The sequence below is a fragment of the Idiomarina sp. T82-3 genome, from assembly GCF_001577655.1.
GTDB classification, from domain to species: domain Bacteria; phylum Pseudomonadota; class Gammaproteobacteria; order Enterobacterales; family Alteromonadaceae; genus Idiomarina; species Idiomarina baltica.
Map to the genome: position 1 here is coordinate 79,813 of NZ_LSBQ01000003.1, position 16,133 is coordinate 95,945.

General features: G+C 47.3%; 12 protein-coding genes and 4 tRNA genes. 10 read left to right on the forward strand and 6 right to left on the reverse strand.

From position 1 onward, the window contains the following. Positions 1-50 precede the first annotated feature (50 nt). From AWU56_RS02685 to AWU56_RS02730, 10 genes are all read left to right on the forward strand, one after another. A tRNA-Pro gene (locus AWU56_RS02685) sits at positions 51-127 on the forward strand. Positions 128-159: 32 nt separating this feature from the next. Further along, positions 160-236: transfer RNA gene (locus AWU56_RS02690), tRNA-Arg, on the forward strand. Positions 237-264: 28 nt separating this feature from the next. Next, positions 265-340, forward strand: a tRNA-His gene (locus AWU56_RS02695). Positions 341-369: 29 nt separating this feature from the next. After that, positions 370-446, forward strand: a tRNA-Pro gene (locus AWU56_RS02700). Positions 447-715: 269 nt separating this feature from the next. Beyond that, positions 716-2,014, forward strand: coding sequence for a trigger factor (tig, locus tag AWU56_RS02705; RefSeq protein ID WP_272977939.1), 1,299 nt, complete (start codon positions 716-718; stop codon positions 2,012-2,014). Positions 2,015-2,126: 112 nt separating this feature from the next. Then, the gene (gene clpP / locus AWU56_RS02710; protein ID WP_006955134.1) at positions 2,127-2,744 is read left to right on the forward strand and encodes an ATP-dependent Clp endopeptidase proteolytic subunit ClpP; all 618 of its coding nucleotides are present in this window, start codon (positions 2,127-2,129) and stop codon (positions 2,742-2,744) included. A gap of 12 nt (positions 2,745-2,756) precedes the next feature. After that, positions 2,757-4,034, forward strand: a complete 1,278-nt coding sequence (gene clpX / locus AWU56_RS02715; RefSeq protein ID WP_006955133.1) for an ATP-dependent protease ATP-binding subunit ClpX — start codon at positions 2,757-2,759, stop codon at positions 4,032-4,034. A 120-nt stretch (positions 4,035-4,154) separates the two neighbouring features. After that, positions 4,155-6,491 carry an endopeptidase La gene (gene lon, locus AWU56_RS02720; RefSeq protein ID WP_272977607.1) on the forward strand — a complete coding sequence of 779 codons (2,337 nt, stop codon included), beginning with the start codon at positions 4,155-4,157 and terminating at the stop codon, positions 6,489-6,491. Between the two features lie 307 nt (positions 6,492-6,798). Further along, complete coding sequence (gene hupB / locus AWU56_RS02725) at positions 6,799-7,071, forward strand: nucleoid-associated protein HU-beta (protein WP_011234253.1); 273 nt, start codon at positions 6,799-6,801, stop codon at positions 7,069-7,071. A gap of 150 nt (positions 7,072-7,221) precedes the next feature. After that, on the forward strand, positions 7,222-9,096 hold the full coding sequence (locus AWU56_RS02730; protein ID WP_272977608.1) for a SurA N-terminal domain-containing protein: 1,875 nt from the start codon (positions 7,222-7,224) through the stop codon (positions 9,094-9,096). Positions 9,097-9,182: 86 nt separating this feature from the next. Here the strand turns inward: AWU56_RS02730 and AWU56_RS02735 are convergent, their stop codons facing one another. From AWU56_RS02735 to AWU56_RS02760, 6 genes are read right to left on the reverse strand one after another with little or no spacing between them, the layout of a single operon-like run. Continuing rightward, positions 9,183-10,922 (reverse strand): BatD family protein, encoded by a 1,740-nt coding sequence (locus tag AWU56_RS02735; protein ID WP_286681707.1) that lies wholly within the window; start codon positions 10,920-10,922, stop codon positions 9,183-9,185. Then, positions 10,916-12,745, reverse strand: a complete 1,830-nt coding sequence (locus tag AWU56_RS02740) for a vWA domain-containing protein (RefSeq protein ID WP_286681708.1) — start codon at positions 12,743-12,745, stop codon at positions 10,916-10,918. Before AWU56_RS02740 ends, AWU56_RS02735 begins: the two co-directional genes overlap by 7 nt. Then, complete coding sequence (locus tag AWU56_RS02745; protein ID WP_006955140.1) at positions 12,738-13,724, reverse strand: vWA domain-containing protein; 987 nt, start codon at positions 13,722-13,724, stop codon at positions 12,738-12,740. Before AWU56_RS02745 ends, AWU56_RS02740 begins: the two co-directional genes overlap by 8 nt. Next, complete coding sequence (locus tag AWU56_RS02750) at positions 13,717-14,184, reverse strand: DUF4381 domain-containing protein (protein WP_286681709.1); 468 nt, start codon at positions 14,182-14,184, stop codon at positions 13,717-13,719. The genes AWU56_RS02745 and AWU56_RS02750 overlap by 8 nt, the downstream gene beginning before the upstream one ends. 4 nt (positions 14,185-14,188) lie before the next feature. Continuing rightward, positions 14,189-15,148 (reverse strand): DUF58 domain-containing protein, encoded by a 960-nt coding sequence (locus AWU56_RS02755; RefSeq protein WP_040487790.1) that lies wholly within the window; start codon positions 15,146-15,148, stop codon positions 14,189-14,191. Positions 15,149-15,153: 5 nt separating this feature from the next. Beyond that, positions 15,154-16,110 (reverse strand): AAA family ATPase, encoded by a 957-nt coding sequence (locus AWU56_RS02760; RefSeq protein ID WP_006955143.1) that lies wholly within the window; start codon positions 16,108-16,110, stop codon positions 15,154-15,156. Positions 16,111-16,133: the final 23 nt, after the last annotated feature.

The following is a 16,133-nucleotide window of genomic DNA, read 5'->3' on the forward strand; positions in this document are numbered from 1 at the left end:
TTCGCCCCCGTTGTCAGGCAGCATTGCTTGTCACCACCAGATGTCAAAAACGGCGAGTAGCGCAGTTTGGTAGCGCACTTGGTTTGGGTCCAAGGGGTCGCTGGTTCGAATCCAGTCTCGCCGACCATTTTGACATTAGGGTAGCAGGAATGTTCGATTGCGCCCGTAGCTCAGCTGGATAGAGCAACGGCCTTCTAAGCCGTCGGTCGCAGGTTCGAATCCTGCCGGGTGCGCCAGAACGCGCCATGAAGATTCAATACAGTGGTGGGTGTAGCTCAGTTGGTAGAGCCCCGGATTGTGATTCCGGTTGTCGTGGGTTCAAGTCCCATCATCCACCCCACTTCTTCTCTTCAAAATCCTTATTATAATCGGCGAGTAGCGCAGTTTGGTAGCGCACTTGGTTTGGGTCCAAGGGGTCGCTGGTTCGAATCCAGTCTCGCCGACCAATCGTAATTTCATCGTTAGTGCATTGCGATAAAAATCGCGTCCCTAAATACTACTTCCGTTTTACAGCTCGTGCTGTTCAGTACAGAATTCACTCTCGACTATTCGCCTCTGACCCGCTATAATGTTGCGTCATTTTTAAAGGATAACGCCGTTGTTTGCGTTAAAGTCCCTTGGGTTACACTCGACTGGTGTGAGCTGGTTAGTGTGAACTGAGTAAGCTTTTAAGGGCAAGCAACACTTCACTGATTGAAACCGAGGTAAAAAGGCAATGCAGGTTTCTGTAGAGACAACACAAGGTTTAGAACGTCGTGTGACGATTACGGTACCGGCGGACGTTATTGATAACGAAGTAAAACGTTTATTAAAAGAAGAATACCGTCACCGCCGTGTGAATGGTTTCCGTAAGGGAAAGATTCCTCCACACGTATTGCAGAAGCTATTTGGTCGCGAAGCACGCTCTCGTGCCGCATCTGGCGTAATGCAGAGCAAATACTATGAAGCGATCATGCAGGAAAAAATTAACCCTGCAGGTGCGCCGGCGATCGAGCCTAAAGTTAACGAACCAGGTAAAGACCTAGAGTTCACTGCAACTTTTGAAGTATACCCAGAAGTTGAGGTTAAAAACCTCGACAAGATCGAAATTGAAAAACCCACTGTTGAAGTCACTGATGCTGATGTCGATAGCATGTTAGAGACGTTGCGCAAGCAACACGCGGGTTGGAAAGAAGTTAAGCGTAAGTCTAAAGACGGCGATCGCGTAACCATGGATTTCGTGGGTTCAATTGATGGTGAAGAGTTTGAAGGCGGTAAGGCGTCTGACTTTGCACTTGAACTGGGTGAAGGCCGCATGATTCCTGGTTTTGAAGATCAGATCAAAGGCATTAAAGCAGGTGAAGAGAAAACCATCGAGGTGACCTTCCCTGAAGACTACCACGCTGAAAACCTTAAAGGTAAAGATGCACAGTTTGCGGTTACGGCTAAGAAAGTCGAAGAACGCGAACTGCCAGAGCTTAACGATGAGTTTGTTGCTTTGTTTGGCGTGAAAGAAGGCGGTGTTGATGCATTAAAAGCGGAAGTTCGCAAAAATATGGAACGCGAGCTGAGCAACACGGTTAAGAGCAAAGTTAAAGAGCAAGTATTGAAAGGCATCGTTGAGCACAATGAAGTCGAATTGCCAAAAGCGATGATCGATCAGGAGATCGATGCATTGCGTAAACAAGCAGCAGAACGCTTTGGTGGTAACGCCGAGCAAATGCCTAATTTACCTGCTGAATTGTTTGAAGAACAAGCAAAAGAGCGCGTGAAAGTGGGTCTATTGTTAGGCGAAGTCATTCGTACTAACGAGATGAAAGCAGAAGACGAGCGTGTTGATACGATTATCGCAAACGCTGCTTCAGCTTACGAAGATCCGCAAGAAGTCATTGAGTATTACAAGTCTAACAACGACATGATGCAACAGATTCGTAATGTTGCGCTTGAAGAGCAAGCGGTTGAGTTTGTACTTGATAAAGCTAAAGTGACAGAGAAAGAAGCGAGCTTCGATGACATCATGAACCCTAAGCAATAATCTATCCGCGAGGATAAATCGACGGAGTCCTTGACGAGCTCCGTCACTGCTTGGTTTAATGGCTCGTATGTAACTCATACGAGCCTTTTTCTTATTAGGAGCTTTATCATTCATGTCTAACGATATTCAGGATCCCATGGCACAGCTCGTTCCGATGGTTGTAGAGCAAACCTCTAAAGGTGAGCGCTCCTACGATATTTATTCGCGACTGTTGAAAGAGCGTGTCATTTTTTGCTGTGGACAGGTCGAAGACCACATGGCTAATTTGATTGTTGCCCAATTATTGTTTTTGGAATCAGACAATCCTGATAAAGACATTTATCTTTATATTAACTCTCCCGGCGGCGTTGTTACTGCGGGTATGGCGATTTATGACACCATGCGGTTTATCAAGCCGGATGTGAGTACTGTATGTATGGGTCAAGCAGCCAGCATGGGCGCATTCTTGCTTGCAGGCGGCGCACAGGGTAAACGCTATTGCTTGCCTAATTCACGCGTGATGATTCATCAACCGCTTGGTGGATTCCAAGGACAAGCTTCAGATTTCGAGATCCATGCGAAGCAAATATTGGATCTGAAAGAGCGTCTAAACCGTATGTTAGCTGAAAATACTGGGCAAGATTACGAAAAAGTGGCGCGTGATACGGATCGCGACCATTTCTTGACTGCGCCTGAAGCAGTCGATTATGGCTTAGTCGACGGCATATTGAATAAGCGCGGCGAAGAGTAGTAGGAGAGTCGAATGACCGATAAAACGCAAGGCGACGGTGAAAAGCCGCTCTACTGTACATTCTGCGGTAAAAGTCAGCATGAGGTGAAAAAGCTTATCGCTGGGCCTTCAGTGTTTATTTGTGATGAGTGTGTCGATTTATGTAACGATATTTTGAAGGAGGAAATTCAAAATATTGCTGCGGCACCTGAACACGATAAGCTTCCTGTGCCCAAAGAAATCCGTAAGCACTTGGACGATTATGTCATCGGTCAAGAGCGTGCCAAGAAAGTATTGTCAGTGGCGGTTTATAACCACTACAAACGGTTGCGTAACGCAGGTAAAGGCAAAGATGACGTTGAGCTGGGTAAAAGTAATATTTTGCTGATTGGTCCGACTGGCTCAGGTAAAACGTTCCTTGCTGAGACAATGGCGCGATTCTTGGATGTTCCGTTTACCATGGCGGACGCGACCACGCTAACGGAAGCAGGTTATGTGGGCGAAGATGTAGAGAACATTATCCAAAAACTTCTGCAGAAATGCGACTATGACGTTGAGAAAGCAGAGCGTGGTATTGTCTACATTGATGAAATTGATAAAATTTCGCGTAAGTCTGAAAATCCATCCATTACACGTGATGTGAGTGGTGAAGGGGTGCAGCAAGCGTTATTGAAATTAATTGAAGGCACGGTCGCTTCTGTACCTCCACAAGGCGGGCGTAAGCATCCACAACAAGAATTTTTGCAAGTTGATACATCGAAAATCTTGTTCGTTTGCGGTGGTGCGTTTGCTGGGCTTGAGCGCGTGATCGAACAACGTTTAGCGACTGGAACAGGCATTGGCTTTGGCGCTCAAGTAAAAAGCCCTAACAGTGCGGCGCAAAGTGAAATCATCAGTCAGGTTGAACCAGAAGATCTAGTTCGCTACGGCTTGATCCCTGAGTTTATTGGTCGCTTACCTGTCGTGGCAACGCTCGATGAACTCAATGAAGATGCACTCGTTGAAATTTTGCGTGAGCCGAAAAATGCGCTTACGAAACAATACTCCGCATTGTTCGAAATGGAAGATGTAGAGCTCGAGTTTCGTGAAGACGCCTTGCGAGCGATTGCTAAGAAAGCGATGAACCGTAAGACCGGTGCACGCGGCTTACGCTCTATTGTCGAGGGTGTATTATTGAGCACCATGTATGATCTTCCTTCGATTGACGGCGTATCTAAAGTGGTGGTGGATGAATCAGTGGTAGCTGGCGAATCAGACCCTATTTTAATCTACTCAAATCAGTCGGATGAAAAACACGCATCAGGCGAATAAGCGGGTGTGTATTGCCCAAAGTTGACAAAAAGGGCCATTTCGGCCCTTTTTTTATGCAAACCGTTGAACTTTGCCATATAGACCACATATTAGAGAAAGAACTAAGGTCAGGAGAATTTGATGAGCGAAGAACGTACAGAGCAACTAGATATGCCTGTTCTCCCATTACGTGATGTAGTGGTTTACCCCCATATGGTGATTCCACTGTTCGTGGGTCGCGAAAAATCTATCCGTTGTTTAGAGGCTGCAATGGATGGCGATAAACGTGTCTTTTTAGCAGCCCAGAAAGATGCATCGGTTGATGAGCCTACGGAAGAGGACATTTATCGTGTCGGCACGGTAGCGAGTATTTTACAGTTGCTGAAACTACCCGACGGTACCGTCAAAGTATTAGTTGAAGGTCAGCAACGCGCTGAACTTGATCAACTCAAAGACAGTGACGACTATTTTCAGGCGAGTATTCATTACTTAGCGTCTGAGTCATTGCCTGAAAAAGAGGAAGAGGTACTGGTCCGCTCGGCAATGAACCAGTTTGAAGGCTATGTGAAGCTGAATAAAAAAATTCCGCCGGAGGTACTGACCTCCTTGTCTGGAATTGATGAATGTGATCGTTTGGCTGATACCATGGCTGCACATATGCCGCTCAAGTTAGCCGAGAAACAACATATCTTAGAAATTACCGATGTCCGTGAGCGCTTGGAGTATCTGATGGCGTTGATGGAAAGCGAGATCGACATTCTGCAAGTTGAAAAGCGCATCCGTAGCCGTGTTAAAAAGCAGATGGAAAAAAGCCAGCGCGAGTACTATCTGAATGAGCAAATGAAAGCTATTCAGAAGGAGCTTGGCGAGAGCGAAGGTGGCGTTGACGAGTTTGAGCAATTACAGCAAAAAATCGACGATGCGCAGATGCCTGCAGAGGCTCGTGAAAAAGTCGAGGCAGAGCTTTCCAAGCTGAAAATGATGTCACCGATGTCGGCAGAAGCCACCGTTGTCCGTGGCTACATCGACTGGATGGTATCCATACCGTGGAAGAAGAAGTCACGCATTAAGAAAGATTTGGGTAATGCTGAACGTATTCTGGATGAAGACCATTACGGTCTTGAGAAAGTCAAAGAACGTATTATTGAGTATCTTGCTGTTCAACAACGCACATCCAAAGTGAAAGGCGCCATTCTTTGTTTGGTGGGTCCACCGGGTGTTGGTAAAACATCATTAGGTCAATCGATTGCCAAAGCGACGGGACGTAAGTACGTACGTATGGCGCTAGGCGGTGTGCGCGATGAGGCTGAGATACGTGGTCACCGTCGAACGTATATCGGTTCCATGCCAGGCAAGTTAATTCAAAAGATGTCAAAAGTGGGTGTGCGTAACCCGCTATTCTTGCTTGATGAGATCGACAAAATGTCGTCTGATATGCGCGGCGACCCGGCGTCGGCATTGCTTGAGGTGCTTGATCCTGAGCAAAACGTTAATTTCAACGACCACTACATGGAAGTCGATTACGACTTATCTGATGTTATGTTTGTGGCCACTTCTAACAGCATGAATATTCCAGCGCCGTTGTTGGACCGTATGGAAGTGATACGACTATCGGGTTACACCGAAGACGAGAAGTTGAATATTGCTAAGCGACATTTATTGCCTAAGCAAATTGATCGCAACGGCTTGAAGAAGAAAGAAATTGACGTTGAAGATAGCGCGATTCTAGGCATTATCCGGTATTACACGCGTGAAGCCGGTGTGCGTAACTTAGAGCGTGAACTTTCGCGGTTATGCCGTAAAGCGGTTAAAACGATCTTGTTGGATAAGTCGATTACGCAAGTCACTATCAACCAAGATAACTTAAGTGACTTCTTGGGTGTGCAGCGCTTTGACTATGGTAAGGCTGAAGAAGCGAACCAAATTGGTCAAGTAACAGGCTTAGCATGGACAGAAGTGGGTGGTGACTTGCTGACTATCGAGGCAACCAATGTTGCAGGTAAGGGCAAGATTACTTCAACCGGTTCGCTTGGCGATGTCATGCAAGAGTCGATTCAAACCGCACTTACGGTGGTTAGAAGCCGTGCTGATAAGCTAGGCATTGCAGAAGACTTTCATGAGAAGCGCGACATCCATGTTCACGTGCCTGAAGGGGCGACGCCTAAAGACGGTCCAAGTGCCGGTATTGCTATGGTGACCGCCTTAGTGTCATCGTTAACTAAGATACCAGTGCGCTCAGAAGTGGCTATGACGGGTGAGATTACACTGCGAGGCGAGGTGTTGGCGATTGGCGGTTTGAAAGAGAAGCTGCTAGCTGCACATCGCGGTGGCATCAAGCATGTGTTAATTCCAAAAGATAACGAGCGTGACTTGAAGGAAATCGCTGATAACGTGAAGCAAGACTTGACGATTCAGCCTGTAAAATGGATTGATGAGGTACTTGAGGTCGCTTTAGAGCGAAATCCAACAAAGACTTAATTTTTTATTCAGTTTTTTGATATAGCAACGACAAAATGCGGTCTCGAGCGCTAGAAATGCTCTACAGACCGCATTTTTTCGTTAAAATTTTACTAAAAAAGGGTTTTCAATTGTTACGACTGTGGTAGCCTAAGGATTAAAGCTTATACGGGTGTTGTAACCAATTTCCGAGTAGCTTCTATCATCGCATCGTATTGAAAAGGGTGTTGAAGATATTGAATAAGCTTGATATAACAATTTCGGACCATCTTAATAATCCGAATGGAACCACGGAATCTTGATAATAACAATCGAAGGGGATGATACTGTGAACAAGTCTCAGTTAATTGATAAAATCGCTGCAGGTGCAGATATCTCTAAAGCTGCTGCGGGTCGCGCATTAGATTCAATGATCGATGCGGTAACTGATGCATTGAAAAAAGACGATCAAGTCGCATTGGTTGGCTTTGGTACGTTTAGTGTTCGTGAGCGTTCTGCGCGCACAGGTCGTAACCCGCAAACGGGCGAGACTATTCAGATCGCTGCGGCTAAAGTACCTTCTTTCAAAGCCGGTAAAGCTCTGAAAGACGCAGTAAACTAATTCAAGGCGCTTTTAAGCGCTTTTTATTTGCTGATACGAGTAACCCGAAGCCGATGCTTCGGGTTATTTTTTGCTTTAAAGGATGCGATTTATAGCGGTTTAGATATAATACTGCACCGTTAAAATGAGCGATTGAAGGAAGTCCTGATTATGTTAGAGCGGATAAGAGAAGGGTCGCAGAGCTTTACTGCGAAAGCCGTTCTGGTCCTGATTATTTTGACCTTTGCCTTGGCGGGCGTAGGTAGCTATGTGACTGGTGGCGCCACAACCACGGTGGCTGAGGTCAACGATGCTGAGATTAGTCAGCAAGCGTTGGAACGCGCATACGAGAACGAACGTAATCGTTTGCAAGAACAGTTTGGCGACATGTTTGAAGCCGTTAGCTCGCAGCCGGGTTACATGCAATCGGTACGCGCTAATGTGCTGGAACAACTCATTCAACAAGAGTTGTTGGTTCAGTACGCGCGTGATCACGGCATGCGTGTTTCTGCTGCACGTGTGAAACAAGAAATTCGTGATATTCCAGCGTTCCGTTCTGCGGGTCAATTTGATAACGATATTTATTTGATGGCTCTGCGTAACGCGGGATATACCCCAGAGCAATTTGCGACGGTATTACGTGATGACTTGATCAGAAGTCAGATCGCTCAAGCCATTGGTGCGACCGAATTTGCGCTACCAGCAGAGGCACTTGCATTGCAGCGTTTGCAAAAGCAAACTCGCAGCGGCGCTTACATTATTGCTGAAAACGCTAATTTCGTTGACCAGGTTGAGTTGAGTGATAGCGATATCGAAAATTACTACAACGAAAACCAACAACAGTTTCAAACGCCTGAGCAACTCAAAGTCGCATTTGTCCAGTTATCTAAAGCTGAACTTTACAATGACGTTAAAGTGAGCGATGACGAAGTCAAAGCCTATTATCAGGGATCGATTGACCAGTATCGCACTGACGAAGAACGTCGTGTGGCTCATATTTTGATTGAAAGCGATAGCGACAATGCTCAGGAAAAAGCGCAAGAAGCGTTGGCTCAGCTTAATGACGGTGCTGACTTTGCCGCTGTCGCAAAAGAGTATTCTGACGATACATTTTCTGCCGAGCAGGGCGGTGACCTAGACTGGATTACGAAAGGGTCTATGGATGAGGATTTCGATAATGCCGCATTCGCGCTCGAAAACGTCGGAGATGTTTCAGATATCGTCGAAACCTCATTCGGGTACCATATCATTAAGCTACTTGATGTTCGTCCAGGCGAAGTCACACCACTTGAGGACGTTGCCGGTGAAATTCGTCAAAAGCTAAAAGCACAACAGGTTGATGATAAATACTTTGAGTTACAACAAAAATTGGCGGAAGTAAGCTTTGAGCAACCTGATACGTTAGAGCCAGCGGCCGATGCCATTAACTCGACGGTGCGTACTTCTGATTTGTTTACCCGACAGAACGCGCCTACTGCGCTCAGTGACGAAGCGACACTTAATCGTATTTTCGATCCTCAACTGATTGATGAGAAATTAAACAGTGATGTCATTGAAACAGCAGATGATCGCTCGTTAGTTGTCAGAGTTTTAGAGCACGAACCTCAGGCAGTTAAGCCGTTGGACGACGTTCGCGAACAAATTGTTAGCCAGCTACGTGTGCAAAAGGCACAAGCGCTTGCCTTGGAGCAAGCTGAAGCCTGGAAGAAGCAGTGGCGTGAGCAAGGTGAGCCAGACGCTGACTATATGACATTAGATGCCATTGGCATGGATAATCAAAACCATCCACGTGCAGTGTTACGCGCCTTGTTCTCTGAGGCACCGAGTGTAGGAGATGCGCCCGCATTGACGACGATTGAAATGCCGAACGGCGATGCTGCGGTTGTTGCGTTAACAAAAGTGAACGAAGCAGATATCGAGGGTGAAGAAGCGAATCAGCAAGTGGTTCAGCAGCTTCAAAACCGTCAATCGCAATTAATGCTTCAAGCATTTATTGAGACGTTAGTTGAGCAAGCCTCTATTTCACGCTCACAGTCAGATGACTAATAGCCTAAATCCTAAATAAGAGCGCAATAAAAAAACCTGGCATTGTAAATGCCAGGTTTTTTTTTACCCTCAGCAACGGTGCTGGTTTACTTAATGGGGTATAATGGAGGCAATGGCGAGGAGGCTTTGGACGCTGTATCGCTACGCTGTTGCGCTGTTCTGACAGCTTGATAAAGCTGTTTTCCTCGTTGCCAACTATCTACCTTTTGAGCCGAATACAAAGCGGCTTGAAGCGAGTTGAGTTCATCCGATAGCTGGGTATTTGCGGGTTGCGCTAGCAGCTGTTCAACCTCTTGAAGGGTTGTTATGCGTTGCGCAAAGTTTTGTCTTGCCCATCGCTTCAACGACTGTTCGGCAAGTTTAGGTTGATTACCTGCACACGCTTGTTGGAATTGACGCCAAGCTTCACTCTGAGTGACTGGTTGCGACTGAGTTGATTCGTGTGAACCCGTATGAGCATGTTTTTCACGTTTTTTAAATAGCCAGACATTAACGGCTAAACTGGTCAATAAGGCAATGATCAACGCAATAACTAACCAAACCCAGTAATGGGTTGAATCATCTTGCTGTTGTGCCGCCGCAGTGTCGCTTGCGATGACTTCATCAGGAGCAACTGACTTCTCGGATTGTTGGGCTGACGGCATGTCAGGTGTTTGAGTGATCGGGGCGCCGGTGACTGTGAAGCTGAGGTCATTGGTCGAGGCGATTGAACGCCGTTGCGTTTTGGTATTAAACCAAGGCACTTCAATTCCTGGAACCGTGAGATCGCCTGGCTGCTGTGGGACAATGGCGTAATTAACCGTCTTTTGAGCGATGTTAATGCCGTTTCTTACGAACTGATCCGTACTCTCGTTATCTGGATAAACCCGCACGCTGTCAGGGTAGTTGTAGTTAATATCAGGAAGCTGTTCAGGCTTAACGCCAACCGCAGTGAGCATCAACGATACTGAAATCGGCTCGCCCACTTTATATTCCTCTTTTTCGGGCTTTACGGTTTGACTGATTGTCACTAAATCACTCGGAAGCCAGTGTCCTGTCCAATTTTTGGGGATAGGTTTAACTTGGACCTTTTTTGGCTCTGCAATGGCGCTGACAGGTTGCGTATTAGAGAAGGAAGAGAAAATAGATCGCTGACCCGAGGCGTATACTTCGCCGTCGAATCGTGCGCCCTCAATTGTAAACTCGCCCGATTGATTAGGAGTAATTTGATAGGTGCGCTGATAGACCCGATACCGGCGACCATGATTCATTTCACTGTATTCTTCGTCTTTACCAATTTGTCGGATATCTGCGTTTTCCATAGTCGGGGGGACTAAGTTACCTTTGTTAAGGTCAGCGGCGAGATAGAGGCGCACAATATAATGAATCGGCTGTTGTAGAAAAACCTGTTGAGTATCTAATGTCACATCGACAAATGCCACTTTGTCGCTGCGTTTCGCAGCATCTGAGCCTGGCTCAACAACGGTCATGGTAATCGGATCTGAACTCGCCCCATCAAGGCTGATGCTCGGAATCTGATAGTCGCCCGGATCGTTTGCAACTAATACGGTGGTAAATTGCGTTAATTTTTTTAAGTCACCGTTCACAATCGAGGTTTGACGACTGACGCTCGTGCGGCCGACGACAAAATCGTTCAGTAGAATATCTGGCTGGAAGGCCGAGTTGGGGACGTCGTCATTAAAGGTCACCGTTAAAATGAACGACTCGTTTGCGATCACTGGGTTTTTGTCGACTGTACTCGTGATGTTCGTGACATCTGCGTGGGCGCTGAAAGAAACCAGAACCATGACACACGCAATACATAAGCGATACCAACGACTTACCATTTTTGTTCTACTCCTTCTGGGTCACCCACGCCTTGTTGCTGCCTGCGTTGACTCTCTAAATACATTTTCCTGCGTAACAGAATACTGGGATCATCGGGTACGCGATTCATCCATTGTTCTAACTGGCGAGCTCGCTCGGGATCAATATCGTCACTAAATTCAGTTTGTTGACTGCGCTGCTCGCGTTCAGGATCTGATGTCTTTTTCTGTTGCTGTGATTGTTGTTGCCGTTTCTGCTCTTCCTGTTGCGACTGTTGGCGGTCTTTGCTTGTTGAGTTTTGCTCCTGTTCACCCTCAGGATTAGATTGCTCGCCTTGCTGGTCGCCCTGTTGTTGGTCTTGTTGCTGCTCCGACTCATTTTGACCTTGTCCGCTTTGACGGTCGTCTTGATCTTGCTGACCTTTATTTTTATCGCCTGGTTTCTGACCTTGCTGTTGCTTTTGTTGTTGCAAAAGCTGCTGCATTAATTGTCGATTTGCTTGGGCCTCTTCCCAATTAGGTCGTTGAAGTAATGCTTCATCATACGCGTCGATAGCGGCTTGATACTGCTCCTGACGGGCTAAACTGTTACCTCGGTTATACCATCCCGTGGGCGTATCAAGCTGCGCGAATTGTTCTGCGGCAGCCGCATAGTCGCCCTGACGATAAAGGGCTGCACCTTTACGAAGCGGATCTCTACTCAGTTCAGCTGCCCGCCGCCATTGGTCAGACTCCAAAAGCTGCTGAGCCTGCTGCTCGTTATTTAACCACCAGCCTGGATCGGTTGTCGATTCCTGCGCAAAGGCGCTTTGCGGAACCGTCATGCAGGAGAGCCCAATAAAACCAATAATATAGCTGCCCAGCGTACCGCCTCTCCGCCAACTAAATAGCACCATGGGAATCAGTAAGAGAGCCAGAAACGGACCCATATCGAGCCATTGATCGCCTTGCTGTTGTATATCATCCTGCTTGCCCTTTCTGGATAAGGGCTCAAGCGCCATAAATTGGTCGATATCTTGATTGGTCGACGTCGAGTTAACGTAAATTCCCCCTGTCAAATGAGCTAAATCGCGGAGCCTGTCAGGGTACAGTTTGGCAACCACCACTTGCCCGTATTTGTCTTTGGCTAAAGCCCCCTCCTTATCTCGAATAGGCGCTCCGTCCGTTGTACCGACACCTAGAATTGAAACACGGTGTTCCGTGGCTCGAAGGTAATTACTCACATCGGCCATATCCTGACTATCGATACCATCGGTAATCCAGTATATATCGCCTTGTGAATAGCCTGCGTTAGTGAGTAATTGATCGGCGTGTTTGAGCGCGCTTAGTGGATTGTTACCGGGTACCGGCATAATTTCAGGTGACAGGGAGGGAATGAGGGTAAGCAGATTATTGTTATCCTCGGTCAGGGGACTAATAGTAAAGGCGTCAGCCGCGTATGCTACTAAGCCGGTGTCGCCGTCGAGTCCGGAACGAACTAAATCCATCGCCTTAAAACGTACTCGCGTCAACCGGTTAGGATTGATATCTTCAGCGAGCAGCGAGGGTGACATATCCAACAACACGACCTGTCCGCTGTCTAACTGGTATACGGGCTGCGGGAGGCGCTCCCAGGTCGGGCCGCTGAGCGCTAAGGTTGCGACGATCCAGAAAAGCCCTAATCGATGGGCGGACCAAAATGTCATTTGCCCACCACTGTTAACCAAAACATTAGAAAGATGCTTTGGTAGCCACTGATGCCAGCCAGATTGATGCTTACCAATAAACAAAAGACGTGCATAAAGAAACGCCAAAGGTAGCAGGGCAAATAACCACGCGGGACGTATAAAGTGAAAATCAGCCATGTTCACCTCTCCATGGACGATAATGCATCACGCTCAAGAGTGTTAGTAAGATCAATGCGCCAGCAAGCGGCCAGAAAAACAACGCCTTTCGTGGACGTAACTGTTGTTCCGCGCCTTGTACTGGTTCTAACTCATCCAATAATTGATAAATGCGCTCGAGCTCCTCGGTGCTGCGCGCACGAAAATACTCGCCACCTGTTTCATCGGCAAGATTTTGCATGAGAGGTACGTCTAGGTCTCGTGACGGATTGACTTTACGTCGACCAAAAACACTATCCACAACAACTTCCTCAGCACCGACAGCAATCGGGTAAATACGGACGTCATAAGCTTTTGCCAGTTCTAACGCTTGCTCTGGCGATAGATTACCTGCGGTATTCTGACCATCAGTTAAAAGCACTAATACTCGGTTAGTTTGTTGCTTACCTTTGAAGCGCTTAACAGCTAGGGCGATAGCATCACCGATGGCGGTGCGTTCGCCAACCAAGCCGAGTACCGATTCGTCGAGCATCTGTTGCACGGTGTTACGATCGTAGGTAATCGGCGTTTGAAGAAATGCGGTATCGGCAAATAGGATCAGTCCTAAGCGATCACCTTTGCGGCGCTCAATGAAGTCACCAAGTACGGCTTTGACCATTTCTAGACGGTCGACATTACGGCCATCGAGCGTCATGTCGGCAATTTCCATTGAGCCAGATAGATCCACTGCTAGCATAATCTCACGTCCCTCATTGCGAACCGGTAGTGGCTCGCCGAGCCACTGTGGGCGTGCTACAGCGATAACAAGGAGTAGCCAGCATAGCCAAAGTAGTAGCCACATGAAGGGACGGGCTCGGGCATCACGATGACCGTCACTCAGTCCATGCAGATTAGGGATACGAATTGCTGAAGCTTGTTGCTGTGCTTTGGGTAGAAAATAGCGCACAAACAATGGTAACGGCAGCAATAAAAATAACCATGGCCAGGCAAACTCAAACATGACGTGTTAACCTCCGCGGTGATTGCCCAACCCAGTCTGCCACTAACTGACGGTATTGCTCGACCCAGTCACTGTGTCCAGGTTGAAACAACAAGCGATCGGCATTGGCGAGTAGTTCGGCATGCTGTTGTTCGTTTGCACCTAAAAACTCGAGCCATGTGCGACCACTGAGAGGTGCGACTTCTTGGCGGGGAAAATAAACCAAAGCTGCACGCTTAGCAATGAAGGTGATCTCTTTTACTGTGGGTTGTTCAAGCTGGTTGAGCGCCTGTTGTGCGTAACGTAATGGTTTACGACGTAAATGACTACGCCAACCGTAAATAACAGCAATACTCAAACCCACAATCAGCACAATCAAAATAATCCAGATCGGTGTTGCGAGAGGAAGAACTGAGGCACTCGGCGGCTCTACAATATCTTTTAACTGACTTATATCTGCTTGCTGTATTAGACCGGACATCTCATCACCGTAATTCAGGCCATTGTTGTTCTAAGGCGATCGCAGAGCTTACACGTGTTAGCGGTAAGCGATACTGATTAAAGCGCTCAAACAGTTGCTCGAACTCACTCATCGCCCGTTGATGATAATCAAGCCGTTGACGCGCATTGTTTAAATTGACCATGGCTTGTCGTTCGCCATCATGAATGCTTAAAGGTTGACTGGAATAACCCGCGGGTAGTTGTTGCTCCATCGGATCAAAAAGTTTAAAACTTCTTACTGAACTTCGAGTATTTAAACGCGCCAATTGTTCCAGCGTCTTTGTTTCTATGTGTTCAAAATCACTGATCACATTTATTAAACTACCCGGTTTCACTAAATGTGTTAAATGTTCGATACTTTGATTCAGTGGTGCAGGGTGCGGTGGTGTTTGCTGTTGCCAACGCTGCAAACTATCTTGGTGAACTTCCGTGAGCCCGCGTAAAAAGTGCATCACTGATTTGTGTTGTAAACTAGGTTTGTATTCGTTTTGTAACCACCCATTGCTAATGATACCGCCGACTTTGTCTCCGCGTTGAAGTGTTTGCCAAGCAAGTGCAGAGGCAAGGTGGCACGCCTGTACTGACTTAAACAGGAGTTGACTGCCGAACAGTTGCGTTAGCGCTAAATCAACCACAATATATACGGGACGATCCTTTTCTTCACGGTAGAGCTTTGTATGTGCTTTACCCGTCCGTGCCGTGACACGCCAATCGATCGATCGCACATCGTCGCCTGGTTGATAATGACGGACCTCATCAAACTCCATACCGCGTCCGCGGGTTTTGCTCAGTAGCGCGCCAGACTGCGAGGACGCAGGCAGCTGACGCTGATGACGAGCAAAAGCGGGTAGCTTAGTGCGGTAGTACATCAATTCTTGCATGTTGGGCTGCAAACCATCGGTATGGAGCCTTTCCAACCACTGCTCAGTTGTTAATTTTTGCATTGGCATTAGGGCGACGGAACTAGTTCGAGTATACGTTCAAGCACCGTGTCCGGGCTAATACCGTCGGCTTCTGCTTGATAGCTAATAATGATGCGATGACGCAAGGTATTGAAAAACACTTCGCGGACATCATCTGGGGTGACAAAGTCACGATCATTGAGCCATGCGTTAGCACGAGCACAGCGCTCAAGTGCTATTGTAGCGCGAGGACTCGCACCATAGGTTAACCAACTGGCAAGTGTTTCATCGTAATTGGCCGGTGAGCGTGTCGCCATTACTAACTGCACGAGATAATGTTCAACGGCTTCATCCAAGAACAGCTGCATCACTTGGTTACGGGCTTCAAACAATTGGCGCTGAGTGAGTGGGGTCGGCATCACCGCCTGCCCATCAAGCGCTTCGCCACGTGTCAGGCGCAAAATTTTCAATTCAGTGTCGGCATCGGGATAGTCTAGGTTTAGATGCATGAGAAAACGGTCTAACTGTGCTTCAGGCAGTGGATATGTACCTTCTTGCTCGAGAGGGTTTTGGGTCGCCAAGACCATAAATAGATCAGATAGCGGATAGCTGCGTTGGCCTACGGTAATTTGCCGCTCAGCCATCGCCTCCAACAATGCAGATTGCACTTTAGCCGGTGCACGGTTGATCTCATCAGCAAGTATCAGGTTATGAAACAAAGGACCTTGTTGAAAATCAAAGGCACCTGTCTCGGGTCGGTATATATCCGTACCCGTTAAATCGGCAGGTAGGAGATCGGGGGTAAACTGTACGCGGTGAAAGTCACCCTCAATGCCTTTAGCAAGGGCTTGCACAGCACGTGTTTTGGCCAATCCAGGAGGACCCTCAACAAGTAGGTGACCGTCGGCGAGTACAGCGATTAACAAGTTCTTGGTGAACTCAGGCTGACCTAATACCTGACTATCTAAAAATGCTTGCAGTTGTTTGAATTGTTCAGCAGCCATGGTGCTCCCGCTTACTATCTTAG